Source organism: Streptomyces sp. NPDC047028, from assembly GCF_040644095.1.
Classification (GTDB): Bacteria; Actinomycetota; Actinomycetes; order Streptomycetales; family Streptomycetaceae; genus Streptomyces.
The window spans coordinates 106,396-130,844 of the sequence record NZ_JBEYVS010000019.1; the positions used below are offsets into that span (position 1 = coordinate 106,396).

The 24,449-nt window shown below is 72.9% G+C and carries 22 protein-coding genes; 15 read left to right on the forward strand and 7 right to left on the reverse strand.

Going from position 1 to position 24,449, the window contains the following annotated elements; all coding sequences use genetic code 11:
- Positions 1-156: 156 nt before the first annotated feature.
- On the reverse strand, positions 157-810 hold the full coding sequence (locus tag ABZ854_RS18815; protein WP_361211784.1) for a bifunctional DNA primase/polymerase: 654 nt from the start codon (positions 808-810) through the stop codon (positions 157-159).
- A gap of 277 nt (positions 811-1,087) precedes the next feature.
- Here ABZ854_RS18815 and ABZ854_RS18820 point away from each other — a divergent pair, with 277 nt between their 5' ends.
- Together ABZ854_RS18820 and ABZ854_RS18825 are read left to right on the forward strand one after the other, a co-directional pair.
- Positions 1,088-2,473: a transcriptional regulator gene (locus tag ABZ854_RS18820; RefSeq protein WP_361211787.1), complete on the forward strand. Its 1,386-nt coding sequence runs from the start codon at positions 1,088-1,090 to the stop codon at positions 2,471-2,473.
- 200 nt (positions 2,474-2,673) lie between these two features.
- Entirely contained in the window at positions 2,674-4,527 is a 1,854-nt protein-coding gene (locus ABZ854_RS18825; RefSeq protein ID WP_361211789.1) for a hypothetical protein, read from the forward strand.
- Positions 4,528-4,558: 31 nt separating this feature from the next.
- Here ABZ854_RS18825 and ABZ854_RS18830 read toward each other — a convergent pair whose 3' ends face one another.
- Positions 4,559-5,911: an ABC transporter substrate-binding protein gene (locus tag ABZ854_RS18830; protein ID WP_361211792.1), complete on the reverse strand. Its 1,353-nt coding sequence runs from the start codon at positions 5,909-5,911 to the stop codon at positions 4,559-4,561.
- 117 nt (positions 5,912-6,028) lie between these two features.
- On the opposite strand from ABZ854_RS18830, the gene ABZ854_RS18835 reads away from it, so the two are divergent.
- Both ABZ854_RS18835 and purU read left to right on the forward strand, forming a co-directional pair.
- On the forward strand, positions 6,029-6,529 hold the full coding sequence (locus ABZ854_RS18835; RefSeq protein ID WP_361211795.1) for a hypothetical protein: 501 nt from the start codon (positions 6,029-6,031) through the stop codon (positions 6,527-6,529).
- 82 nt (positions 6,530-6,611) lie between these two features.
- A complete protein-coding gene (purU, locus tag ABZ854_RS18840) occupies positions 6,612-7,493 on the forward strand; it encodes a formyltetrahydrofolate deformylase (protein WP_361211797.1) in 882 nt (293 codons plus the stop codon).
- 214 nt (positions 7,494-7,707) lie between these two features.
- Here the strand turns inward: purU and ABZ854_RS18845 are convergent, their stop codons facing one another.
- Both ABZ854_RS18845 and ABZ854_RS18850 read right to left on the reverse strand, forming a co-directional pair.
- A complete protein-coding gene (locus ABZ854_RS18845) occupies positions 7,708-8,967 on the reverse strand; it encodes a maleylpyruvate isomerase N-terminal domain-containing protein (RefSeq protein ID WP_361211800.1) in 1,260 nt (419 codons plus the stop codon).
- Positions 8,964-9,533 (reverse strand): sigma-70 family RNA polymerase sigma factor, encoded by a 570-nt coding sequence (locus ABZ854_RS18850; RefSeq protein WP_361211803.1) that lies wholly within the window; start codon positions 9,531-9,533, stop codon positions 8,964-8,966. The genes ABZ854_RS18845 and ABZ854_RS18850 overlap by 4 nt, the downstream gene beginning before the upstream one ends.
- Positions 9,534-9,872: 339 nt before the next feature.
- Here ABZ854_RS18850 and ABZ854_RS18855 point away from each other — a divergent pair, with 339 nt between their 5' ends.
- Positions 9,873-10,253, forward strand: coding sequence for an STAS domain-containing protein (locus ABZ854_RS18855; protein ID WP_129308475.1), 381 nt, complete (start codon positions 9,873-9,875; stop codon positions 10,251-10,253).
- 204 nt (positions 10,254-10,457) lie between these two features.
- Positions 10,458-10,991 (forward strand): EF-hand domain-containing protein, encoded by a 534-nt coding sequence (locus ABZ854_RS18860; protein ID WP_361211807.1) that lies wholly within the window; start codon positions 10,458-10,460, stop codon positions 10,989-10,991.
- Positions 10,992-11,004: 13 nt separating this feature from the next.
- Here the strand turns inward: ABZ854_RS18860 and ABZ854_RS18865 are convergent, their stop codons facing one another.
- Entirely contained in the window at positions 11,005-12,516 is a 1,512-nt protein-coding gene (locus ABZ854_RS18865) for an AMP-binding protein (RefSeq protein WP_361211810.1), read from the reverse strand.
- A 139-nt stretch (positions 12,517-12,655) separates the two neighbouring features.
- Between ABZ854_RS18865 and ABZ854_RS18870 the strand changes: the two genes are divergently transcribed.
- The 5 genes from ABZ854_RS18870 (at position 12,656) to ABZ854_RS18890 (ending at position 17,054) form a co-directional block, all read left to right on the forward strand.
- Entirely contained in the window at positions 12,656-13,864 is a 1,209-nt protein-coding gene (locus tag ABZ854_RS18870) for an amidohydrolase family protein (RefSeq protein ID WP_361211813.1), read from the forward strand.
- Positions 13,864-14,997 (forward strand): acyl-CoA dehydrogenase family protein, encoded by a 1,134-nt coding sequence (locus ABZ854_RS18875; protein WP_361211816.1) that lies wholly within the window; start codon positions 13,864-13,866, stop codon positions 14,995-14,997. Before ABZ854_RS18870 ends, ABZ854_RS18875 begins: the two co-directional genes overlap by 1 nt.
- A 3-nt stretch (positions 14,998-15,000) precedes the next feature.
- Positions 15,001-16,056 (forward strand): acyl-CoA dehydrogenase family protein, encoded by a 1,056-nt coding sequence (locus ABZ854_RS18880; RefSeq protein WP_361211819.1) that lies wholly within the window; start codon positions 15,001-15,003, stop codon positions 16,054-16,056.
- Between the two features lie 359 nt (positions 16,057-16,415).
- On the forward strand, positions 16,416-16,553 hold the full coding sequence (locus ABZ854_RS18885; RefSeq protein WP_361211822.1) for a hypothetical protein: 138 nt from the start codon (positions 16,416-16,418) through the stop codon (positions 16,551-16,553).
- Positions 16,554-16,571: 18 nt separating this feature from the next.
- Complete coding sequence (locus ABZ854_RS18890; RefSeq protein WP_361211906.1) at positions 16,572-17,054, forward strand: ATP-binding protein; 483 nt, start codon at positions 16,572-16,574, stop codon at positions 17,052-17,054.
- 270 nt (positions 17,055-17,324) lie between these two features.
- Here ABZ854_RS18890 and ABZ854_RS18895 read toward each other — a convergent pair whose 3' ends face one another.
- Positions 17,325-18,251 (reverse strand): cyclase family protein, encoded by a 927-nt coding sequence (locus ABZ854_RS18895; protein ID WP_361211825.1) that lies wholly within the window; start codon positions 18,249-18,251, stop codon positions 17,325-17,327.
- 86 nt (positions 18,252-18,337) lie between these two features.
- On the opposite strand from ABZ854_RS18895, the gene ABZ854_RS18900 reads away from it, so the two are divergent.
- The 3 genes from ABZ854_RS18900 to ABZ854_RS18910 all read left to right on the forward strand — a co-directional run bounded on the left by ABZ854_RS18900 (position 18,338) and on the right by ABZ854_RS18910 (position 21,804).
- Entirely contained in the window at positions 18,338-19,252 is a 915-nt protein-coding gene (locus ABZ854_RS18900; protein WP_361211828.1) for an SDR family oxidoreductase, read from the forward strand.
- Between the two features lie 342 nt (positions 19,253-19,594).
- On the forward strand, positions 19,595-20,755 hold the full coding sequence (locus ABZ854_RS18905) for an acyl-CoA dehydrogenase family protein (protein WP_361211831.1): 1,161 nt from the start codon (positions 19,595-19,597) through the stop codon (positions 20,753-20,755).
- Positions 20,755-21,804, forward strand: coding sequence for a Zn-dependent alcohol dehydrogenase (locus tag ABZ854_RS18910; protein ID WP_361211834.1), 1,050 nt, complete (start codon positions 20,755-20,757; stop codon positions 21,802-21,804). The genes ABZ854_RS18905 and ABZ854_RS18910 overlap by 1 nt, the downstream gene beginning before the upstream one ends.
- Before the next feature lie 19 nt (positions 21,805-21,823).
- On the opposite strand, the gene ABZ854_RS18915 is transcribed toward ABZ854_RS18910, so the two are convergent.
- Positions 21,824-22,825 carry a helix-turn-helix domain-containing protein gene (locus tag ABZ854_RS18915; RefSeq protein ID WP_361211837.1) on the reverse strand — a complete coding sequence of 334 codons (1,002 nt, stop codon included), beginning with the start codon at positions 22,823-22,825 and terminating at the stop codon, positions 21,824-21,826.
- Positions 22,826-22,896: 71 nt separating this feature from the next.
- Here ABZ854_RS18915 and ABZ854_RS18920 point away from each other — a divergent pair, with 71 nt between their 5' ends.
- The gene (locus tag ABZ854_RS18920; RefSeq protein ID WP_361211840.1) at positions 22,897-24,213 is read left to right on the forward strand and encodes an MFS transporter; all 1,317 of its coding nucleotides are present in this window, start codon (positions 22,897-22,899) and stop codon (positions 24,211-24,213) included.
- The last annotated feature ends 236 nt before the right edge of the window (positions 24,214-24,449 follow it).

Below are 24,449 nucleotides of genomic sequence, written 5' to 3' on the forward strand. Positions count from 1 at the left end.
CTACGACCACACCAGCGCCCCGAAAGGGGCTCGGGGCGGCACCTGAAACACGGCTCCACCACAGCGCCCCGGAAGGGGCGCGGGGAACTGCGCGACAAGCCACAAAGCAGCCGCATTCGCCAGTGCACCCAAGCCCCGCACACGCACAGGCGACGGTTACCGATCCCTCCCGCACGCATACGCCAACGGCGAGATCAACTCCTCCGCATCCGGCAACCACCGATTCGCCGGCGTAGGCCGGCAGGCCCACTGCACCGCCCCCCGCGAAGCGAACCGCGTAGGAGGCGCCGCCACATACCCCCCCTCCCCCAACGGCACGAGATCCAGCGAAGCGACAGACCACCCCAGCTTCCGCACCAGCTCGGGCACCTTCACGGAAGCCCCCGGCAGCACGAAGAACTGCATCCGCCGGTCCGGCGTCAGCGTCACCGGCCCCAGCGTCAGCTCCATCCGCTCCATCCGGGCCAGCGCCAGGAACCCCGCGCTCTCCGGGACGGACAAAGCGTCGAACGTCCGCCCCGTCGGCAGCAGGATCGACGCCGTGGGCTGCTTCTGCCACATCCGGCGGGCCACCGTCGCACTGCCGGTCGCCTGCGTGGCCCAGTCGGGGCGCGTGGGGTGCGCACCCGGCGCAGGACAGGTCGCGTCGCCGCAGGAGCAGTGCTGCACCCCGTCGACGGCTTCCAGCCAGGTGCCCGGGAACACGTCCCAGTGGCGCTCCTCGGCATAGCGCACGGCGGTTTCCAGCAGCGATTCGCCGCGCTGCTGCGGAATCTGAGCGGTTTCGGCGCCCGCGATCGTCTCTTCCACGCTCAACTCAACTCCCGCACCCACCTCCGGTTACGGCTCCGGTGTGCGCGGGGGAGGAGCATCGATCCCGCACCTGGGGCGCATGGGTGCACGGCCGGGGGCGCGCGGGGGGAAGCGGGCCCTGAGGTGGGTAGCCAGGGGTGGGGTCGGCAGCAGCCTTTACCCCGGCAAACCGCATATGTCAGGCATTGACGCTATGTCAGCTGGGCAGTGATCTTCACGGCCGGAACCCGTCCGGCCGGATCTTTTCGCTCCAGGGGTTCGCAGGGGGTAGCACATGGCCGCAAGGCCTCTCGTGGCGAGGCAGCCCAACGAACGGCTGCAGGCGCTCATCCAGGAAGCGGGGTGCTCGAACGCCGGGCTGGCCCGGCGGGTCAACATGTGCGGGACCGAGCACGGACTCGACCTGCGCTACGACAAGACGTCCGTGGCCCGCTGGCTGCGCGGCCAGCAGCCGCGGGGCCGGGCCCCCGCGATCATCGCGGAGGCGCTCGGGCGCAAGCTCGGCCGTACGGTCACGATCGACGAGATCGGCATGGCCAACGGCAAGAACCTCGCCTCGGGAGTGGGTCTCCAGTTCTCGCCGACGGTACTGGGGGCCATCGAGCAGGTCTGCGAGCTGTGGCGCAGCGACGTGGGGCGCCGGGACTTCCTGTCCGGCTCCTCCGTCGCCGCCTCCGCGCTGGTCGAACCCAGCCGCGACTGGCTGATCTCCGTGCCGGACGCCCAGGTGGCCCGGCAGGCGGGCCCGCGCGTGGGCCGCTCCGACGTGGCCGCCGTCCGCTCCATGACCCAGGCGCTCACCGGCCTCGACCACACGTACGGCAGCGGGCACGTCCGGCCCGTCGTCGTGCACTACCTCAACAGCGTCGTCTCCGGGCTGCTCGCGGGCTCGTACCGGGAAGCCGTCGGCCGGGAACTCTTCGCCGCCGTCGCCCGGTTGACCGAGCTGGCCGGCTACATGGCGGTCGACACCGGGCAACCGGGTCTGGCCCAGCGGTACTACATCCAGTCCCTGCGCCTCGCCCAGGCCGCCGGCGACCGCGGCTACGGCGGCTACGTCCTCGCCGCCTCCATGAGCCACCTCGCCGCCCAGCTCGGAAACCCGCGCGAGATCGCCCAGTTGGCGCGCGCGGCGCAGGAAGGGGCACGCGGGCGGGTCACCCCGCGCGTGGAGGCCATGTTCCACGCCGCCGAGGCGCGCGGGCACGCGCTGCTCGGCGACGCCCGCGCCACCCAGGCGGCCTCCGGGCAGGCGCTGACGGCGATGGAGCGGGCCGACGCGGCGAGCGGCGACGACCCGGTGTGGATCGCCCACTTCGACGAGGCCTACCTGGCCGACGAGTTGGCGCACTGCCACCGTGACCTGGGGCAGGCCGAGGCGGCGGCGCGGTGTGCCGAGCAGTCGCTGGCCGGGCACCCCGAGTCCCGGGCCCGGCGCCGGGCGATCGGCTATGTGCTGCTCGCCACGGCCCAGGTGCAGCAGCGGGAGATCGAACAGGCCTGCTCCACCGGGATGAAGGCGGTCGAGCTGCTCGGCGGCCTGCGCTCCAACCGGGGCGCCGAGTACCTCGAAGACCTCCAGCAACGCCTGGAACCCTTCCGGGAGGAGGCGGTGGTACGGGAGTTCGGGGCACGGCTGGATCTTCAGCAGGCGGCCTGAACGGCCACTTGAGGACCACCTCTGAAAGAGCCCCGCGGGCGCGTGATCGCGAAAGGGAACATAAACAGCGCATCGCGGGGCGGTTTTGTTACCGCAGTCACAGGGGAGAAGATCGCGCCCAGTGCTGCGTGGCAACGGGCTCCGGGGACCCGGTAGCGTGAGCCGACGATTCCGAAGGTCCCCCATTCGTAGGAGTCCCGGTGACGCAGAGTGGACAGGGCGAGGAGCCCTCGGCGCGGCCCGCGCACGAAGGCATCGTGCTGCCCTCGGACGGAGGGGAGCCGCTGCTGCCGGGCATGTCCGCAGCGCCCGCGCCCGCCGCACCCGCCGGCGGGCAGGCCTGGGGCGGCCCCTGGGGCCCCGGGCAGCAGTCCCCGCAGCCCCAGCCGGGCCAGGGCTGGCCCCCGGCGGCCGCCCAGCAGTGGACCCAGCCGGAACCCCCGCCCACCACCGGCCCCGGCCCGCTGCCCCCCGAGGGCGCCCCGGCACCCCAGTACGACAGCCAGCCGTACGCCGCCGGCCCGCCCTACGGCACCGCGGCCCCCGGCCACGAACTCCCGACCGGCAACGGCACGGGCCCGCAGCCCTACGGCACCGGCGGCGACCAGCAGCCCTACGGCACGCCCGCCCCCGGCCACGAACTCCCGGCCGGCGCCGCCGCCGGCCCGCAGCATTACGGCAGCGGCGGCCACCAGCAGCAGCACGGCGGGGCGGGCCATGAGCTGCCCCCGGCCGCGGGCGGCCCGCAAGGGTACGGCGCCGGTGGCGAAGCGCCCCCGTACGGCGGTGGTGCGCCCCAGGCGCAGCCCTCCTACGGCGCTCCCGACCCTTACCAGCAGCAGTACGGGACGCAGGCGGGTGCGGGCGCGCAGGGCGCCCCGCCGGCCCCGGCCGCTGCCGGGAACGAGGCCGCGACCCAGTACCTCCCGCCCGTGCCGCCCGTACAGGCGGGCCCGGCGGTCCACGCCGCCGACGAGGGCGCGACCCAGTACCTGCCCCCGGTCCCCGCGGGGTTCACGCCGATGTCCGGACCCGGCCCCGCCCCCGCCGACGAGGGTGCCACCCAGTACATACCGCCGGTCGCGCCGGGCGCGATGCCGCCCGAGTCCGCCGGGAACCCGAACCCGTACCCCGGTCAGGGCGCGCCGCAGCAGCCCGGCGCGGGCCCCGCGCACCCGGACTCCCAGGCCACCCAGTACATCCCGCCGGTCGGCGCGGGCACGCAGCAGCCGCCCGCCGGGTTCGAGAACCTGTTCCGCAGCGAACCGGGCGGTCCGGGTCTCGGTGAGGGTCCGGCCGGGGCCACGCAGCAGCTGCCGGTGCAGCCCGCCGCCGGCTACCCGGGTGCCGGCCCCGCGCAGGTGCCGTACCGGCCGGTGAACGAGGACGACGACGGCGACGCGGGCGGCCGCCGGGGCGGTCGTACCGGATCGCGGGTGCCGTTGATCGCGGCCATCGGCGTCGCCATCGCCGTGCTCGGCATCGGCGCCGGGGCGATGCTCAGCGGCGGCGGGGGCGACAAGCAGAGCGACGACAACAAGCCCGTGGCCGACTCCAGCCCGACCGCGGCCCAGAACTCGGCCTCGCCCGCCGCCGACCCCGGCAAGCAGCAGGCGATCGCCCTCGACAAGCTGCTCGCCGACAGCGGCAGCAGCCGGGCGTCGGTGATCAAGGCGGTGGCCGACGTGAAGGGGTGCGACAACCTGAGCCAAGCGTCCTCAGACCTGAGGGACGCGGCCACGCAGCGCGGCGATCTGGTCACCCGGCTGGGCAAGCTGTCCGTCGACAAGCTGCCCGACCACGCTGCGCTGACCACCGCCCTGACCAAGGCCTGGCGGGCCTCCGCCGCCGCCGACAACCACTACGCGGCCTGGGCGAAGCAGGTCGGCGGCAAGAAGGGCTGCCACAAGGGGCACGCCCGTCCCACCGGCCAGACGCAGGCGGGCAACCGGGAGAGCGGTGTGGCCAGCGGGCAGAAGGTGAAGGCGTCCGCGCTGTGGAACACGATCGCGAAGAAGTACGGGCTGACCGAGCGGCAGCCGACCCAGCTCTGACGCGGGCGCGCCGACGGGAGCGGGCCGGGGGTCAGCCCAGGTCGGCGCTGCGCAGGACCGCCGTCGTGTCGGTGGCCGTGTGGCCGTCCCGCGCGGCGACCAGGCGGCCGTCCCGGACGACCTGGAGCGTCACCTCGGCGTTGGCCAGGCGGGAGAGGCCGATCGTGGCGAGCCTGCCCTCGAAGGGCCAGCTCAGGGTGGGGGTGAGGCCGCCGGTGGAGACCTTCAGGCCGTCGTCCAGGGTGTGCCGCACGGCGGCGGCGGTCACGTCCCCCGAGCCGATCCGCTCCAGGACGGCCCGCAGCACGGTGTAGGCGATCCAGGTCGTCTGCACGCCCGCGTCCCCGGCGTCGACGCGGTTGTCGCCGAACGCCTCCTCGCTGATCACCTTCTTCATCGGGTCCCAGCGGGCGTCCGACGTCACCGGGTACCAGCCGGTGACGTACGCCCCCTCGTACGGCCCGGACGCCCCGCCCGTCGCGTTGATCACCGTCTGGTCGACGCTGCCGAGCACGGTCGCCGTCCGCACCGCGCGGGAGCCCTGCCGCGGGCCGGCGGAGGCGTCGTCGCGGGCCCGCCGGAAGGAGTCCATGAAGGTGTCTGTGTGGTCCCCGAGCGCGGGCACGACACAACCCGCCTTCCTGGTGCCGTTCGCCGAGTTCGCGTGCCGCATCGCCCGTCGCGCCTGGCCGTCGTACTCGGTGGCGTCCTCGGCGGCGAGCTGGTCGGCCGCCGGGGCGTGTCCGCCCGCCTTCAGGCCGGCGTCGAGCAGCGGGGGCAGTTCGTCGCCCGCGATGCTGTCGGGCCGTACCAGGGAGACCGGACCGCAGGTGTCCGCGAGGGCCCGGCCGAGGCCCGCCAGCAGGGCGGGCTGGCCGCCGTTGACGGGGTAGGAGTACATGTTGGTGAACTCGTCGTTGGTGACGCCGTAGCCGCCGAGATAGGCGATGCCGGCGGACTCCAGCGGCGCCATGTAGGAGTCGGCGTACTGGCTGTACGACCCGACGACCGCGACGGCGCCCTCGCGCACCGCCCGCCGGGCACAGGCCGCCGCGCCCACGCTGTTGTCGTGGTCGTTGCAGGTCAGCACCCGCAGCCGGTGTCCGGCGACGCCGCCGTGGGCGTTGACCCAGCGGGCGTAGGCGAGGGCGATGGCGGGCATGCCGGGCTTGTTGGTGGCGCCGGTGCCCTGCGGGGCCCAGGTCATGACGGTGACCGGGGCGCCGTCCCCGGAGCCCCCCGTGGCACCGAGGACGGTCCCGCACCCGGCCGTCAGAGACAGGCACGCGGCCAGCGCGCCCGCCGAGAGCGCGGCCCTGCGGACGCGCCGGGGAAGGGAGGGAAGGAGCGTGCGCGTGCTGCGGGGGCGTCGCCTGCCGGTCATGGACACGAACGATCCCGCCCCCGCTTCAACCCGGAGGTGACCGTGGGTCGACGCGAGGTGACAGCCAGGTGAATTGCGGGGGCCGGTGCGGGCCTCGCGGTGCGGAACGTACGATCGATGACCGTGCAAGGTTCGGAGAACTCTTCCCGTCGTGGCCGTCGCTCCTCCACCATGGGCGGCATGCCTGTGAACGACATGCCGTGGTGGCGCTGGCGCAGCAACGTGCGCTCGGCGCTGCACATGCTCTCCGATCCGGCGTTCCAGCGGGACGTCTGGCTGGCCGGCGTCGACGGGTTCGGCGACGTCACCGACGCCGTGTACCGGCTGGTGGAGGACACCTGGCTCGACAACTGGTCCGCCGAGAAGTACGTCGGCACGATCTTCCGGGACTCGCAGGAGGCGGCCCTCGTCGACACCGCCGTGCTGCGCGTGCTGCGGATCATGCACCAGGTCGGGCCGGACGCGCCGGTCGCCGCCTACCTCGAGCACCAGGCGTGGCCCGAGGCGGTGCAGGCCGCCCGGGACGCCCATGTGCGGATGGCGGCGAGCGACGGGGAGGACCCGGACACGGCGCCGCGGAACCTGGAGGTTCTGCGGATCATGACGCGGTCCGCGTAGGACATCCGGAGTCGTACTCCGGCCCGTCCGTCCTGCGGGACGGGCGGTCGTGGCGGTGGGGCCGTGTGGGACCCTGTGGTGCATGAACGAGCAGTCCACGTCAGCCGCGGCCGCCGCCGATCAGTACGTCCTCACCCTTTCCTGCCCGGACAAACAGGGCATCGTGCACGCCGTGTCGAGCTACCTGTTCATGACCGGCTGCAACATCGAGGACAGCCAGCAGTTCGGCGACCACGACACCGGTCTGTTCTTCATGCGGGTGCACTTCTCGGCGGAGGCCCCGGTGACCGTGGACAAGCTGCGGGCGAGCTTCGCGGCGATCGGTGACTCGTTCCACATGGACTGGCAGATCCACCGGGCCGACGAGCGGATGCGGATCGTCCTCATGGTCAGCAAGTTCGGGCACTGCCTGAACGACCTGCTGTTCCGGGCGCGGATCGGGGCGCTGCCGGTGGACATCGCGGCGGTGGTGTCGAACCACACCGAGTTCGAGGAGCTGGTGGGGTCGTACAACGTGCCGTTCCACCACATCCCGGTGACGAGGGAGAGCAAGGCGGAGGCCGAGGCGCGGCTGCTGGAGATCGTCCGCGAGGAGCGGGTCGAACTGGTGGTGCTGGCCCGCTACATGCAGGTCCTCTCCGATGATCTGTGCAAGGCGCTGAGCGGGCGGATCATCAACATCCACCATTCGTTCCTGCCGAGCTTCAAGGGGGCGAAGCCGTATCACCAGGCGCATGCGCGGGGTGTGAAGCTGATCGGTGCGACCGCGCACTATGTCACCGCGGATCTCGACGAGGGGCCGATCATCGAGCAGGAGGTCGAGCGGGTGGGGCACGACGTCACGCCGGACCAGCTGGTCGCGATCGGGCGAGACGTGGAGTGCCAGGCGCTGGCGCGGGCGGTGAAGTGGCATGCGGAGCGGAGGATCCTGCTCAACGGGCGCCGGACGGTGGTCTTCGCCTGAGGGGCGGCCCCCTCCTCGCCGCGGGCGCCTGCGGGCGCGTCGTGGCTTGTCGCGCAGTTCCCCGCGCCCCCTAGGGGGCGCTGCCCCACGGTCGCCGTTTCCGCCTGCGGGTGCGTGGTGGCCTGGGGGGACCCCAGGGCGGCACGGTGGGCGCGGCGGCACCTTGGTAGCGCCGGGAAGTGTCCCCACTCCGGGCCGGTGTGGCAGCGGTGCGTTACATGCGGCTCAGTGTTGCCGCCGCGCTCAGGACCTCCCTGATGGCTGACTCGTCGCCGGTCTGGCCGGCCGCCGCGTCCTGTGGGGGGATTCGGCCCGCGGTCAGGTGGCAGAACTCGACGTCGTCCAGGGCGACATGGGCCACGGTGAACTCGGCGGAGCCGACCGCGGCGGGGGAGTCGAGGGGGATCAGCCACTCCCCGCCGCCCGTACCCTCGATCTCCAGCCGCAGGCTCCGCCCCGGCCGCCCCGCGGGAACGAGGTGCGGGGCCGCGCCGGGCGCCGACAGTCCCGCCCGGCGCCGCTCGGCCAGCGCGGCCGGCAGCATGCGGGCGGCCAGGTCGATCATCCGGTGCAGGTGCGCCGGGGCGGGCGGCTCGTACGGATAGTCCACCGCCTCCGCGATGTCCTCCGCGTGCACCCAGCACTCGAACGCCCGGTCGACCATCGCGTCGTACAGCGGCAGCTCGAACTCGCCGTACGGCACCGTCAGTCCGCCGGCTCCGCTGCCCGTGAACGACACGGTCCGTACGAGGCCGTGGCTCTGCTGCCGCCAGGGCGCCCGCACCGAGGCGGTCGGCGGGAAGCGGGACCCCTCCCAGAACGCCTCGGTCCGCGCGGCCGGCCCCGCCTTCTGCGCCGCTCCGGCGACATCGGCCAGCGGGTCGTCGAGTCCCAGCGCGACCGCGACCAGCCCGTCCACCGACAGCAGGTGCGCGATCACCCCGGCCACGGTGGTACGGCGGCTCGTCGCGGCCCCGCCCTCGAACCACCGCAACCGCACCGGCGCGTGCCACTCCGCGTCCCCGAAGTCCTGGAGCAGCGCGTCCAGTCGGGCGGTCTCGGCGTCGTACGGCGCCGCCCACTCGGGCACGGGGACTTGCGGCGGGCGGCGGTCCAGGCAGCTCTCCAGGACCCGGGCCCGCAGGGCGGGGTCCAGGTCGAGGCTCTCGGGCCCGCGCAGCAGGCCCACCGCCTCCCGCAGCCGCAGCGCCTCCTCCGCGCAGGCCCCGCAGTCGCCCAGGTGGTCCTCCACGGCCGCCGTCTCCGCCGCCGAGCAGGCGGCCAGCGCCCAGGCGCCGAGCAGCGATTTCAGGACATCGTGCGAGAGGTCGAGCGGCACGGGCACGAGGTCTCCGGGGTCGGGCAGCGGCAGCCCACCGTCCTCGACGGAGGCCCGGGGCGTGGGTATGCGGGGCGGCCGGGGCGGCTCGCCGTCACCGATCCCGTACGGTACGTCGCCCGTGTTCTCGCTCACGCCGTACCCCCGTACCCCGGCGGCGTCCCGGTGTCGTGGGCGGTGGACAGGAGTTGCAGGCCGAGGCGGAGCCGGCGGCGGGCCTCCTCCTCGGTGACGCCGAGGTCGGCGGCGGTCTGCCGGTAGTCGCGCCGCTGGACGTACGCCAGTTCCAGCGCGGCACGCAGCGGGGCCGGCATGGAGTGGACGATGTAGTCGGCGCGGGCGGCGACCGAGGCGCGGCGCACGGTGCTCTCCAGTTCCCCGGCGTCGGCGTGCCCCGGCGGCAGCGCGGCGGTGGCGGTGGCCCGCAGTCGCTGGACGGCGAGCCGGTGGGTCACCGCGGCCACCCAGGAGCGCAGCGGGCCGTGCTTGGGGTCGTAGGTGTCGGGGTGTTCCCAGACGTGCGCGAAGACCTCACGGGTGACGCCGTCGGCCGCCTGCTCGTCGTCGAGGACACGGTGGGCGAGGCTGTGCACGAGCGAGGCGAACCGGTCGTACAGCTCGCCGAGGGCCGCCGCCTCGCCGCGCGCGAGCCGCTGCTGCATCTTGCGGTCCCAGCGGGGTGGTGCGTCCTTCGCCGGCATGTGACCCTCCCCTCGTCCTGTCCAGCCTGTCGGCACCGTCATCCCGAATGTAGTCGGCACGTCTGACAGTGCACGCCCCCTTGTGTCAGTGTGCGCCCCCGAAGCGCCGCAGGTGATAGTGCCCCCTTCACGCAACCTTCACACAACAGGTGCGAACTTACTGTGCATCTCTGATCGAACAGGATCGGTAGTGACCGAAACAAGACCTATGTCGATCGTCGACGGTTTGTGCTCCGGGGTTTCAGGGAACGGCCGCTGGGCAGCCGCGCGAAAAGAAGCGTAGGAACTGCTTCCGTTTCCGGACGGTTCCGGTTCCCGAGATCCGGCGAGCGGAGGGGCATGGCCGTGGCATTCAACGTGACCGGCGTCGACGGGGGCGAGTGGGCCGTGCTCCGGGTGTCGGGGGAACTGGACCTGATGACCTCGCCGGTGCTGCGCCAGCACGTGCACGACGTGGTCGCCGAGGGGCACCACCAACTCGTCGTGGATCTCTCCGACGTGTTCTTCTGCGACTCCAGCGGCGTCGGCGTGCTCATCGCCGCCCGCCGCCTCATCCGCTCCTGCCAGGGCCGGCTGCGGCTGATCCTGCCCGACCGGGGCGCGGACGACGGCTCGCACGTGAACCGGGTCCTCGGCGCGCTCGGCGTGCGCCGGCTGTTCGACGTCCACCCCGACATCGACTCCGCCACCGCCGACGAGATCGACCCCCTTTCGGCGTGACCCTGTCGGCCTGGTCCGCCCGCCACTCCACACGTTGACCGTCTGCGCGACAAAGCCACACTGTTGTCGCAGGATTCCCCCGGTCCGGGCACAACCCTCCGCTTCGCGCCGCCCGGTGGTCCTCCGCGCCGTACGCTCGCTGCCAGATCGACCGAGACCGACCGGATCGACCCACGTCATCACGTAAGGCGGGCCCGAACAGACATGGTCAGCACCGAGTACGAGCGCAGGATCGCCGCCCGGTTCGCCCTCTTCGACCAGGACGGCAACGGATACATCGACCGCGAGGACTTCAGCGGGGCGGCCAAGGCGCTGCTCGCCGAGTTCGCGGTGACCGCCCGCTCCGACCGGGGGCAGGCGCTGTACGCCGGGGCGGAGGCGTTCTGGCAGGGCATGGCGGGCATCGCCGACCGGGACGGCGACCAGCGCATCACCCGAGAGGAGTTCGTCACCGGCGCCGTCAAGCGGCTGCGGGACAACCCCGAACGCTTCGCCGAGATCGCCCGCCCCTTCCTGCACGCGGCCCTCGCCGTCGCGGCCGGTGACGCGAACGCCAAGGCGCCCGGGGTGACCGTCACCGTCGAGGACACCGCCCGCTTCCTCCGCGTCCTGCGCGTACCCGACGAGATCGCCCAGGCGGTGGCGACCGCCCTGGACGCCGACGGCGACGGCAGCCTCGCCGAGCCGGAGATCGTCCCGGCCTTCGCCCGCTACTTCACGGTCCCCGAGCGGTCCTGATCCCAGACAGGCCCTAGGACTCCGGCACCGCCGCGAAACGCTCCCGCAGCTTGTACTTCAGCACCTTGCGCAGGGTGTCGTTCCGGGGCAGTGCCTCCATGATCTCCAGGCGTTCCGGCAGCTTGTGCACCGACAGGCCCTCGGCGCGCAGGTGGCCGGCGACCGCCGGAAGCGTCAGCGGGGCGCTCCCCGGACGCTGCTCCACCACCGCGCAGACCAGCTCCCCCCGTTCGACGTCCGGCAGGCCGATCACCGCCGCGTCGGCCACCGACGGGTGCGTGGCGAGGAGGTCCTCGATCTCCTTCGCCGAGATGTTCTCGCCCTTGCGGATGATCACGTCCTTGCGGCGCCCGGTGAGCACCAGGTGCCCCGAGCGGGTCAGGTGGCCCAGGTCGCCGGTGCGCAGGAAGCCCTCCTCGTCGAAGGCGGCCGCCGACTGGCCGGGGTCGAGGTAGCCCCGGCAGACGGCCTCCCCGCGCAGCCGGACCTCGCCGTCGACGATCCGTATCTCCATGCCCTCGGGGGGCCGGCCCTCGGTCGCCGCCAGGTTCGCGGGGGTGTCCTCCGGGTCGCCCATGGTGATCATCGGGACCTCGGTCATGCCGTAGCCGTGGGTGAGCTGGACGCCCATCTCGCGGACGATCGCGTGGTACAGCTCGGGCGGCTTGGGGGCACCGCCGCCGGCCAGCAGCCGTAGCGTCGGGACGACCTTCGTGTCCGGCCGCTTGCGCTGTTCGGTGAGGAACATCGAGTAGAAGGCGGTGGAGCCGCCGGCCACCGTCACGCCGTGCCGCCGGTAGCCGTCGAGCGCGTCGGGCAGGGCGAAGTGCTCGAACAGGGCGGCCGGGAAGCCGTAGAGGAGCAGCATCACCGTGTAGTCGAGGCCGCCTATGTGGGCGTACGGGAAGGCGATGGAGCCCACGTCGTCGGCCGTCAGGCGCAGCGCGTGCGCGAGGCAGGAGCCGCCCGCGATCAGCGAACGGTCGGTGTGCAGCACGCCTTTGGGGTCGGAGGTGGTGCCCGAGGTCCAGTAGATCCAGCGGACCGAGGTGCCGTCGGCGGGCGGGGCGGGCAGGACGACGGGGTCGCCGTCCGGGAGGTCGTCGTACGCCTCGAAGACCCCACGCGCGCCGAGCCGACGGGCCATCTCCGTGTGGTCGTGGCCGCGCCAGACGCCCGGTACGGCGAAGTACTCCGCCTTGGACTCGCGCAGGGCGAAGCCGACCTCGCGGTCCCGGTAGAAGGGGATGACGGGGGACTGCACGGCGCCCAGGCGGGCCAGCGCGAAGGACAGCAGGACCGTCTCGACGCGGGTGGGCAGCTGCCAGGCGACGACCGTGCCGGGGCGCACGCCCAGGCCGTACAGGCCGGCCGCGACCCGCTCGGACCGGTCGCGCAGCTCCCCGAAGGTGAGCGTGCGGTCGTCCTGGAGGAGGACCGGCCGGTCCGGGGTGAGGCGGGCGCGGCGGTCGACCAGGTCCCACAGGGTGGGCGCGGAACCGAGGGAGTGCGGGGTCTCGTTCACGTGTGCCCCCTGCGTGGCTGACGACTGCTTGGCTGACGACTCGTCAGGTGCCATGCTATCTGACGGACCATCAGAAGAGCAGGGTCCGGTCGCCACCCGAAACCGGACACCTGCCGCGCCTGTTCGGCGGAGGGGACTTATGGCTACCGAACTGCCCCGCATCGTCAGCGTCGACGATCACGTCATCGAGCCCGCCCACCTCTTCGACACCTGGCTGCCGGCCCGGTACCGGGACCGCGGGCCCCGCCCGCTGACCGCCGGGATCGGTGAACTCGCCTACGTCGGCGGGAAGTACCAGATCACCATGGACCCGGACGGCCCGCCGACGGACTGGTGGCTCTACGAGGACCTCAAGTTCCCGTACAAGCGCAACATCGCCGCCGTCGGCTTCGACCGCGACGAGATGACCCTGGAGGGCATCACCCGCGACCAGATGCGGCCCGGCTGCTGGGACCCCGCCGAACGGCTCAAGGACATGGACCTCAACCACGTCGAGGCCAGCCTCTGCTTCCCCACCTTCCCGCGCTTCTGCGGCCAGACCTTCGCCGAGGCCCACGACAAGGAGGTCGCGCTCGCCTGCGTGCGCGCCTACAACGACTGGATGGTGGAGGAGTGGTGCGGCGACAGCGGCGGCCGGCTGATCCCGCTCTGCCTCATCCCGCTCTGGGACGTCGGCCTCGCCGTCGCCGAGATCCGGCGCAACGCCGCGCGCGGTGTACGCGCGGTCACCTTCTCCGAGATCCCCACCCACCTCGGGCTGCCGTCCATCCACTCCGGGTACTGGGACCCGTTCTTCGCGGCCTGCGAGGACACCGGAACCGTCGTCAACATGCACATCGGCAGCAGCTCGCAGATGCCGGCCGCCTCCCCGGACGCCCCGCCCGCCGTCCAGGCCTCGCTGAGCTTCAACAACGCCATGGCCTCCATGATGGACTTCCTCTTCAGCGGCGTCCTGGTGAAGTTCCCGGCGCTCAAACTCGCCTACTCCGAAGGTCAGATGGGCTGGATCCCCTACGCGCTGGAACGCGCCGACGACGTCTGGCGGGAACACCGCGCCTGGGGCGGCGTCCGGGACCTGATCCCCGAATCGCCGTCCACGTACTACTACCGGCAGATCTTCTGCTGCTTCTTCCGCGACAAGCACGGAGTCGCCTCACTCGACGTCGTCGGCCGGGACAACGCCACCTTCGAGACCGACTACCCACACGTCGACTCGACCTTTCCGCACACCAAGGACGTCGCCCTCGACCACGTGAAGGGCCTCGACGACGAGACGGTCCACAAGCTCATGCGGGGCAACGCCATCCGCATGCTGGACCTGGATCTCGACCGGGACCTCGACACCTGATGGACCTCTCGTACACGCCGGAGGAAGAGGAGTTCCGGGCCCGGCTCGCCAAGTGGCTCGGCACGACGCTGCCCACCCTGCCGCCGAAACCGTCCCCCGACGACTGGCCCGCGCGCAGGGCCTACGACACCGGCTGGCAGCGCATGCTGTACGACGCCGGATACGGCGAGGTCCACTGGGACGCCTCCCCGACCCTGCGCCTCATCTTCCTGGAGGAGACCGAGAAGGCCGGCGCGCCCTACGTGGGCGCCAACTTCGTCGGGCTGCTGCACGCCGGACCCACCATCGCCGCCGAGGGCACACCCGGCCAGCGGGCGCGCTGGCTCGGCCCGATCCTGCGCGGGGACGAGGTGTGGTGCCAGGGGTTCAGCGAACCCGGCGCCGGCTCCGACCTCGCCGCGCTGCGCACGCGCGCGTGGCGCGACGGCGACCAGTACGTGGTGAGCGGGTCCAAGATCTGGACCTCGCACGCCGAGGTCGCCGACTGGTGCGAACTGCTCGTCCGCACCGACCCCGACGCGCCCAAGCACCGGGGCATCACCTGGCTGGCGATGCCCATGGATGCCGACGGCGTCACCGTACGGCCCCTGCGCACGCTCGCCGGGTCCGCCGAGTTCGCCGAGGTGTTCCTGGACGAGGTGCGGGTGCCGGTCGCCAACCGGGTCGGAGCGGAGAACGACGGCTGGCGCGTGACCATGGTGACGCTGTCCTTCGAACGCGGCACCGCCTTCGTCGGCGAGGTCGTCGCGTGCCGCCGGGTGCTGGCCGAGCTCGCCCGCGCAGCACGCGACGACGGCCGCTGGGACGACCCCGGGCTGCGGCGCCGGCTCGGCCGCCTCAACGCGGAGTTCCGGGCGCTGTGGCGGCTCACCCAGTGGAACGTGAGCGAGGCCGAGGCGAGCGGTTCGGTGCCCGGAGTCGGGGGTTCGGTCTTCAAACTGAGGTACTCGCACGCCCGCCAGGAGCTGTACGACACCGCCGCCGACGTCCTCGGCACCGGCTGCCTGGACCTGGACCGCCCCTGGGTCCTCGACCGGCTCTCCTCGCTGTCGTACACCATCGCGGCGGGTACCTCGCAGATCCAGCGCAACATCGTCGCCGAGCGCATCCTCGGCCTGCCCAAGGGGCGGTGACCCGTGCGGTTCCGACTGACCGACGACCAGCGGGCGCTGAAGCAGGGCGTACGGGACGTACTCGCCCGGCTGTTCGGCCCCGGGGAACTCCGCGCGGCTGCCGACGCGGTGGGCCCGCCCCGCCTCGACCGGACCCGCTGGCGCGCCCTCGGCGAGGCCGGCCTGTTCGCCCTCTGCCTCCCCGAACGGGACGGCGGCATCGGCCTCGGCCTCCCCGAAGCGGTCCTCGCCTTCGAGGAAGTCGGCCGCTCCCTCCTCCCCGGCCCCACCCTCGCCACCCACCTGGCCGCGGCCACGATCCCTGGAGCGGCCACCGGCGAAACGATCGTGACGGCGGTCGACGGCGACCTGGTGGAATGGCTGGAGGCGGCGGACGCCGTGAGCGGCGACACCACAGGAGCCACCCCCATACGCTCCCTGGACCCCCTCACCCCTCTGCACCGGACGAACGCAGCTGCGGGCAGTCGTGCCGCTGGGGCGGCACGGGTGGGCGATGGGGGTCCCCCCGCTCGAGCGAAGCCGAGAGTGGGGGAGGCGCCCGCTCAGCGCCGGCAAGCGTCCCCACCCCCGCCCGGCACCGATACCGCCGCACCACGCAGCACCAGCACCAGCACCGGCACCGGCACCGGCACCGGTACCAGCACCGCACCAGGCGTCGCAGACCTCCTCACCGCAGCCGAACAAATCGGCACCGCCCTCCGCGTCGGCGAGCTCGCCGTGCAACACGCCCGGACCCGAGAACAGTTCGGCACCCCGATCGGCGCCTTCCAAGCCGTCAAACACCTCTGCGCCGACATGCTGGTCCGCGCCGAGACGGCCCGCATCGCCGTCTACGCCGCCGCCCTCACCGCCACCCCCGAGGACATCGCCGCCGCCCGCCTCCTCGCCGACGAGGCCGCCGTACGCGGCGCCCGCGACTGCCTCCAGGTGCACGGCGGCATGGGCTTCACCTGGGAGGCGGACGTCCACCTCCACCTGAAGCGGGCCTGGGTGCGCGCCGCGCGCGGAGGCGGCAGCGCGGAGCACGAGGAGCTGCTGGCCGCCGATCTGCTGACCTGAGTGGCGCGGAATGCCGCCGATCGTGGCACCACCGGAATCACGGAGCGTCGATACCGGGTTGTGTCCTCGACGTGACTCGTCACGGGCGGTCGCCGGGCGGCCCCTCCGGTACCTTGTCCGGTGTGCGAGTGGTTCCGAGCCAGTGCCGTGCCGGAGGCGCCCCGGGGGCCTCTCCGGGCCGTGCGGTGCGCGCCGCTGCTCGCGGGGCGGTAAGGGCTTGCGCCACCGCCTGTTCGACTCCCCCGCTTGAGCGTCGCACAGTATGCCGTACGGGTACTCCTTCGCGCTGGAATATGCCTGAAGCGCTTGTTGGAGTGACTGTACGTCAACCATGCTGTCTCTCAAGGGAATCACGTTCCGTGACCCTTGCGCTGGCTGTTGTTCTGGCCATGCAGAAAATGGCTACGATCGTGGCCCTCGTCGTGATGCTCGTCGCGGCCTCTGCTGCGGCGTTCGCACGGCGTGCGGTCATGTGTCCGCCGGTTCGGATGGTGTGAGCGGTGCAGGTGCTTCAAGTGCAGCTGGAGATCCGGCCCGACCCCGCGGAGGTGGGGCGGGCCCGCAGGTGGGTCCGTTCGCGGCTCGCCGGATGGGGCGCGGGGGACGACGAACCCGTGGCCGAGACCCTGGTCCTGCTCGTCTCCGAACTGGTGACCAACGCCGTGGTGCACACCGGCCGTCCGGCCGTGCTGCGCCTCTCCCTGCCGGGTGCGGCGGCGGACCTGGGGGACGCGGCCGCCACGGCCACCGTCCGCCTGGAGGTCGCCGACGCCAGCACCCGCGCGCCCGTCCCGCGCTGCGTCGGCGGCGAGGCGACCGGCGGCCGGGGTCTCGCGCTCGTCGACTGCCTCGCCGACCGCTGGGGCTGGAGCTCCGACAGCGCCGGCAAGAGCATCTGGTGCGAACTCGACCGGTGTGACGCCGCAGGGGAGGGCGCGGCGGTGGCGTACGGGGGCGGACGGTCCGCGTACGAGGACCTGGCGTACGAGGCGGTGTGACCGCCCGGTGCGGTGGTGCGCCGGGTGGTGCATCCGTGCGCGGGTCCTGCAAAAGGGATGTAAGTGATGAATCGTCTCGCCCGTGTTGACGCCGGGTGACTGTTTGAACACGCTTGTGGGCAACGATTCGCCGCGAGGGGACGACGAGGGCAGGGGCCGAGGGGGGCGCCCTCGTCGAGAGTGGGTCGAGTCGGATGGCGGCGCGTGACGCATGCGTGGGGGGTGTGCGTGGGGGGCGCGCCGCCAACCCGGCCGCGGGGCGGGGGTGGTTCAGAGGACGGCCACCGGGGCGACCGGAGTGCCCGTGGCCCCGACGAACGGCTCGGGCATCGCCGACAGCCAGAAGGCGTACCGCCCCTCTTCTCCACAGGCTGTGGACAACTCTTCGAGGTTCCAGTTCTGGCCCTGGAGCATCCCCATCTCCACCAGGTCCAGGGCGTGCACCGGCAGCCACAGGTTCTCGATCTCCGGGGGGAAGATCTCGAACGTGAGGGTGTCGTTGGCGACCGCCGCCACGTCGCGCGCGTGGAACCACTCCGGGCAGCGCACCGACAGCCCCGGCGACGGATAGCCGTAACCGTGCTTGTCCCCGGCCAGATACACCCGCATCTGACCGGTGCGCACGAGCACGACGTCCCCGGCGCGCACCCGCACCCCGCCGAACTCCTCCGCCGCCGCCAGGTCCTCCGGCGTGACCGCGTGCCCGCCCGCCAGCCGGTCCACGCCCCGCGCGCGGGCCACGTCCAGCAGCACCCCGCGCGAGACGACGTGCCGCGCCTTGTCGATCCCGGCGAACTCCGCGCCCCCGTGCGCGGTGACGGTGCCGGCCGGGCGGCCGTTGTAGAGCCGCCCCGAGTGCGAGACATGCGTCAGCGCGTCCCAGTGGGTACCCGCCTGTAGCCCCATGGTCACCGCGTCGTCGCTGCACGCGACCGTGCCGGGGCCGAAGATCTCCTGGTTGACCTGCACCATCGCGTGCAGCGGATTGAGCCGCCCCGGGATCATGCCGGTCTGCACACCGTCCTGCTTCAGCGGCAGCGCGAGGGGGACGCGGCGGCCGGTGCGCACGGTCGCGGCGGCCTCGCGCACCACCGCGTCCGTGATCAGGTTCAGGGTGCCGATCTCGTCGTCCGTCCCCCAACGCCCCCAGTTGTTCACCCGCTTGGCGATGTCGTGGAACTCCTCCGGCAGTGACATCCGGTGCCTCCCCGGGGCTTGTGTCCGACGGTCCGGCGCGCCATAGAATCTAACGGGCCGTCAGAAACCGCGGGAAGGGGCCGGACGTGGGGAACTTCTTGGCAGGCAGGGTCGTCGCCGTGACGGGCGCCGGGCGGGGCATCGGCCTGGCGGTCGCGCGGGCGGCCGCCGCCGAGGGAGCGAAGGTCGTCGTCAACGACTACGGGGTCGCCGCCGACGGCACCGCGCCGGCGAGCGAGGTCGCCGACGCCGTCGTCAAGGAGATCGAGGCGGCCGGCGGGGAGGCGGTCGCCGTCGCCGACGACATCTCCACCATGGCGGGCGGGCAGCGGGTCGTGGACACCGCGCTCGAACGGTACGGGCGGATCGACGGGGCCGTGTGCGTCGCGGGCATCCTGCGCGAGCGGATGCTGTTCAACATGACCGAGGAGGAGTGGGATCCGGTGATCGCCACCCACCTCAAGGGCACCTTCACCGTCTTCCGTGCCGCGTCCGCCGTCATGCGCCGGCAGAGGTCCGGCACCCTGATCGGCTTCACCAGCGGCAACCATCAGGGGTCCGTCTCCCAGGCCAACTACAGCGCGGCCAAGGGCGGCGTCATCTCGCTCGTCCGCAGCGCTGCGCTGGGGCTCAACAAGTACGGGGTCACCGCCAACGCGGTCGCGCCCGTCGCCCGTACGCGGATGTCGGCGGGGGTGCCGATGGAGCTGAAGGAGATCGGCGAGCCGGAGGATGTGGCCGCGCTGGTCGTCTACCTCCTCTCCGGCGAGGCTGCCGCGCGGGGCATCACCGGGCAGGTCTACACCGTCGCCGGGCCGAAGATCGCGGTCTGGGCCCAGCCGAGGGAACTGCGTTCGGCTCACGAGGAGGGGGGGTGGACTCCGGCCCGGGTGGGGGAGGTGCTGGGGGGGAGTGTGGGGGTGGATCCGATGCCGATGCTGTCCCAACTGGCGGCGATGGAGTCCGCGGCGCGGCGCTCGGACCGACCGAACGCCCAGTAGCTCGGGCCGCGTTGTGGACTGGCGGGTGCGGGCACGTGGTGGCCTTTCGCGCAGTTCCCCGCGCCCATGGGGTGGTGGGTGTGGTCGTGCACGTGCGGGTGCGTGGTGGTTTCTCGCGCAGTTCCCCGCGCCCCTGACGGGGCGCTGCAGTGCCGTTGGTTTCGAAGCAGCCGCAGCCCCCCAACCTGCCCCAGCCACGGGCAGGCGTGCCTCCCCCAGCGCCTTGAGGGCCTGGGGGACCCCCAGGGCGGCACGGGTGGGCGCGGCGGCACCCTGGCGGCGCCGGTGAGCGGACCCACCCCCGGCCGGCTGTCCTTGCTGTGAGTGATGGAGGTGGCACCTATGGACTTCGGGTTCAGTGATGAGGACGAGGCGTTCAGGGGAGAAGCTCGGGGGTGGTTGGTCGAGCACCTCAACGGGGCTGTGGAACGGCGGAGTTGGGAGAGAGTACTCGGCAAGGCGGGGTGGATCGGACTGGGGTGGGGTGAGGAGGGGTACGGGAACCGGGTCGTCGGGCTGACGCAGCAGGTCGTCTGGGCCGAGGAGTACGCGCGGGCCGAAGCACCGCCCCGCTCCGGGCACATCGGAGAGAAACTGCTCGCACCCACCCTCATCGCCCACGGCACCCAGGACCAGAAGTCCCGCTTCCTTCCGCCCATCGCCGCAGGCGAGGAACTCTGGTGCCAGGGCTACAGCGAACCCGGCGCCGGATCCGACCTCGCCGGCGTCCGCACCACCGCGGTCCGGGACGGCACCGGCACCGGTTCCGGCTACCGGATCAGCGGACAGAAGATCTGGACCTCCCTCGCCCACGAGGCCGACTGGTGCTTCGTCCTCGCCCGCACCGACCCCGACTCCCGCCGCCACCACGGCCTGAGCTTCCTCCTCGTGCCCATGGACCAGCCCGGCCGGATCGACGTACGGCCCATCCGCCAGCTGACCGGCACCAGCGAGTTCAATGAGGTCTTCTTCGACGGCGCACACGCGCGTGCCGCGCACCTCGTCGGCGGCGAGGGCAACGGCTGGACCGTGGCGATGAGCCTCCTCGGCTTCGAACGCGGCGTCTCCACCCTGGCCCAGCAGATCGGCTTCGCCGAGGAACTGGCCCAGGTCGTACGCACGGCCGTACGCACCGGAGCCGTCGGCGACCCCGTCGTACGCGCCGCGCTCGTGCGCCAGTGGGCCGAACTCCGCGTCATGCGCTGGAATGCGCTGCGCACCCTCGGCGGTGACGCGGACCCGGCCGCGCCCAGCGTCGCCAAGCTGCTGTGGGGCAACTGGCACCAGCGGCTCGGCGAGCTGGCCGTACGGGTGCGGGGCGCTGAGGCGGCCGTAGGGCCGAAGGACTGGTCGGCGGCGGCGCCGTACGAGGTCGACGCGGACCAGTACCTGTTCCTGTTCTCCCGGGCCGACACCATCTACGGCGGCTCGGACCAGGTGCAGCGCGGAATCGTCGCCGAGCGGGTGCTCGGTCTGCCGAGGGAACCGAAGGGGGCCGTGTGATGCGTGGCGTGGTGTTCGACGGCGAACGGATCCAGGTGGTCGACGACCTGGACGTACGGGAGCCGGGGCCCGGCGAGGTGCTGGTCGCGATCGCGGCGGCCGGGCTGTGCCACAGCGACCTGTCGGTGGTGGACGGCACCATCCCGTTCCCGGCGCCCGTGGTGCTCGGCCACGAGGGCGCCGGGGTGGTGGAGGCGATCGGCGCCGGCGTCGGCCATGTGGCACCCGGCGACCATGTGGCCCTGTCCACGCTGGCCAACTGCGGCACCTGCCCGGAGTGCGACCGGGGCCGGCCGACCATGTGCCGGCAGGCGATCGGCAGGCCCGGCAGACCCTTCTCCCGGGCCGGACGGCCGGTCCACCAGTTCGCCTCGAACTCGGCGTTCGCGGAACGCACGGTCGTCAAGGCGGTGCAGGCGGTACCGATCCCCAAGGACATCCCGCTGACCTCCGCCGCGCTGATCGGCTGCGGGGTGCTCACCGGGGTCGGCGCGGTGCTGAACCGGGCGCGGGTGGACCGCGGGGACAGCGTCGTCGTCATCGGGACGGGCGGCATCGGGCTGAACGTCCTCCAGGGGGCGCGGCTCGCGGGCGCGCTCCGGATCGTCGCCGTGGACGCCAACCCGGCCAAGGAGACGGTGGCCCGGCGGTTCGGCGCGACCGACTTCCTGACCTCGGCGGAGGGCGTGCGGGAGCTGCTGCCCACGGGCGCGGACCACGTCTTCGAGTGCGTCGGCCGCACCGAGCTGATCCGGCAGGCCGTCGACCTCCTCGACCGGCACGGCCAGGCCGTCCTCCTCGGGGTGCCGCCGGCCACCGCCGAGGCGTCCTTCCTGGTCTCCTCCATGTACCTGGACAAGTCCATCCTGGGCTGCCGCTACGGCTCCTCGCGCCCCCAGCGGGACATCGCCCTGTACGCCGGGCTGTACCGCCAAGGGCGCCTGCTGCTGGACGAGCTGGTGACCGAGACCTACCCGGTGGAGGACTTCGAGAAGGCCCGCGCGGACGCGGAGGCGGGCCGGGTGGCGCGCGGGGTGCTCACGTTCTGAGCAGTCGTCCTTCGCGTGCTCAGGTTCTGAGCGCGGTCGTCCGGAACGTCCGCCGGTAGGCCGTCGGCGTCACCCCGAGCGCCTGCTGCAGGTGCTGCCGCATCGACTGGGCCGTACCGAAGCCCGCTTCCTGGGCCACCTGGTCCACGGAGAGGTCGGTGGACTCCAGCAGGTGCCGGGCCCGTTCGACCCGCTGCCGGGTGAGCCACTGCCCGGGGCTGACGCCGGCCTCCTCGCGGAAGCGCCGGGTGAACGTGCGCACCGACATGGCCTCCTGCTCGGCCATGTCGCGCAGCTGGATCGGCTCGTGCAGCCGGCCGAGCGCCCAGGCGCGGGCCGCCGCGGTCGTGGCCAGCTGGGGGTCGGGGACCGGGCGGTGGATGTACTGGGCCTGGCCGCCGTCGCGGTGTGGCGGCACGACCGTGTGCCGGGCCACGTCGTTGGCCACGGCCGTGCCGTGGTCGCCGCGCACCATGTGCAGGCACAGGTCGATCCCGGCGGCCACCCCGGCCGAGGTCAGCACGTCGCCGTCGTCGATGAACAGCACGTCCGCGTCGACCCGGACCTTCGGGAACAGCCGCTGGAAGCGGTCGGCGTCGGCCCAGTGCGTGGCCGCCGGGCGGCCGTCGAGGAGACCGGCGGCGGCGAGGACGTACACCCCGATGCAGATGGCGGCCATCCGGGTGCCGGGCCGGACCCGGGCGAGCGCGGCCGCCAGCTCCCCGGTGAGCCTGCCCTCGTCGTAGACCGGCCCCATCTCGTAGGACGCCGGGACGATCACCGTGTCGGCGGTGGCCAGGGCCTCCGGCCCGTGCGCCACGTGGATCGCGAAGTCGGCGTCCGTCTCCACCGGGCCGGGCGGCCGTACCGAGCAGGTCACGACCTCGTACAGCGGCCGGCCGTCCGCGTCCATCGGGCGGCCGAAGATGCGGTGCGGGATGCCCAGCTCGAAGGGGAGCAGGCCGTCCAGGGCGAGGACGACGACGCGGTGCGGACGGCGCTTCCGGCCGGAAGAGGTCATGGCCCGATCCTAGCGAATGCTGTCCCTCGGGCCACTCGTTCGAGGCGTGCGGCTGCCGCACTCTTTATGACGTGACTCAGACAAGCGAAGCCGCCGTCTCCCCCGCCCGGCGCGGCCGGGCGCCCCTCGGGCGCCGGCGCGTGCACCGGGCCTGGTTCGTCGCGGCCATCACCTTCGTCACGATCATCGGCGCGGCGGCCTTCCGCTCCCTGCCGGGGCTGCTCATCGACCCGCTACACGGGGAGTTCGGCTGGTCGCGCGGCACGATCGGCGCGGCCGTCTCCATCAACCTCGCCCTGTACGGCCTCACCGCGCCGTTCGCGGCGGCGTTGATGGACCGCTTCGGCATCCGCCGCGTGGTCGCCGTCGCGCTGACCGTGATCGCGCTCGGCTCGGGCCTGACGGTGTGGATGACGGCGGCCTGGCAACTGCTCCTGTGCTGGGGCCTGCTGGTGGGCCTGGGCTCGGGCTCGATGGCCCTCGCCTTCGCCGCCACGGTCACCAACCGCTGGTTCACCGAGCGCCGGGGCCTGGTCACCGGCATCCTCACCGCGGCCTCCGCCTCCGGCCAGCTGATCTTCCTGCCGCTGCTGTCCTGGCTGGTGGAGCACCACGGCTGGCGCCCGGCGGCCGTCACCGTGGCCCTGGCCGCGCTCGCCGTCGTCCCGTTCGTCTGGCTCCTGCTGCGCGACCATCCGGCCGACGTCGGTCTGAAGCCGTACGGGGCCGAGGAGTTCGTGCCGAAGCCGCCGCCGGTGACCGGCGCCGCCCGCCGCACGGTCACCGTCCTCGGCGCCGCCGTGCGCACCGGGCCGTTCTGGCTGCTCGCCGGCACCTTCGCGATCTGCGGCGCCTCCACCAACGGCCTCGTCCAGACCCACTTCGTGCCGGCCGCCCACGACCACGGCATGCCGGTCACGGCGGCGGCCTCGCTGCTCGCGGTCATCGGCGTCTTCGACGTCGTCGGCACGGTCGCCTCCGGCTGGTTCACCGACCGCTTCGAGTCCCGCCGCCTGCTGGCCGTCTACTACGCCCTGCGCGGTGTCTCGCTCCTCTTCCTGCCCATGCTCCTGGCCCCCTCGGTCCACCCGCCGATGCTCTTCTTCATCGTCTTCTACGGCCTGGACTGGGTGGCCACCGTCCCGCCCACCCTGGCGCTGTGCCGGGAGCACTACGGCGAGGACAGCGCCATCGTGTTCGGCTGGGTCCTGGCCTCCCACCAGATCGGCGCGGCCGCCGTCGCCTTCCTCGGCGGCGTGGCCCGCGACGTCTTCGGCTCCTACGACGTCGTCTGGTACGCGTCCGGCACGCTGTGCGCGGCGGCGGCCCTGATGGCCCTGGTGATCCGGCGGACGACGGCGCCGAAGCCCGCCCTGGCCGTCTCCTGAGGGCCGTGCGCGCTCTTCTCCCAGGCCCGCGGGCGCCCGTCTCAGGTACCGGACAGTCCGGTGAACCGCCCCCGGTGGAACACCAGCGGTGCGCCCTCCCCGTCGGCGCCGAGGGCGTGCACCCGGCAGACGACGGGGAAGCTGAATGCGGGTTGCGTCCCTGCCAGTTCCAACCGGTCGAGGTGGAACTAGGGGCAAGGCGCCCGTACGGGGCGGTCTCGCAAGGTGGCGCCCGA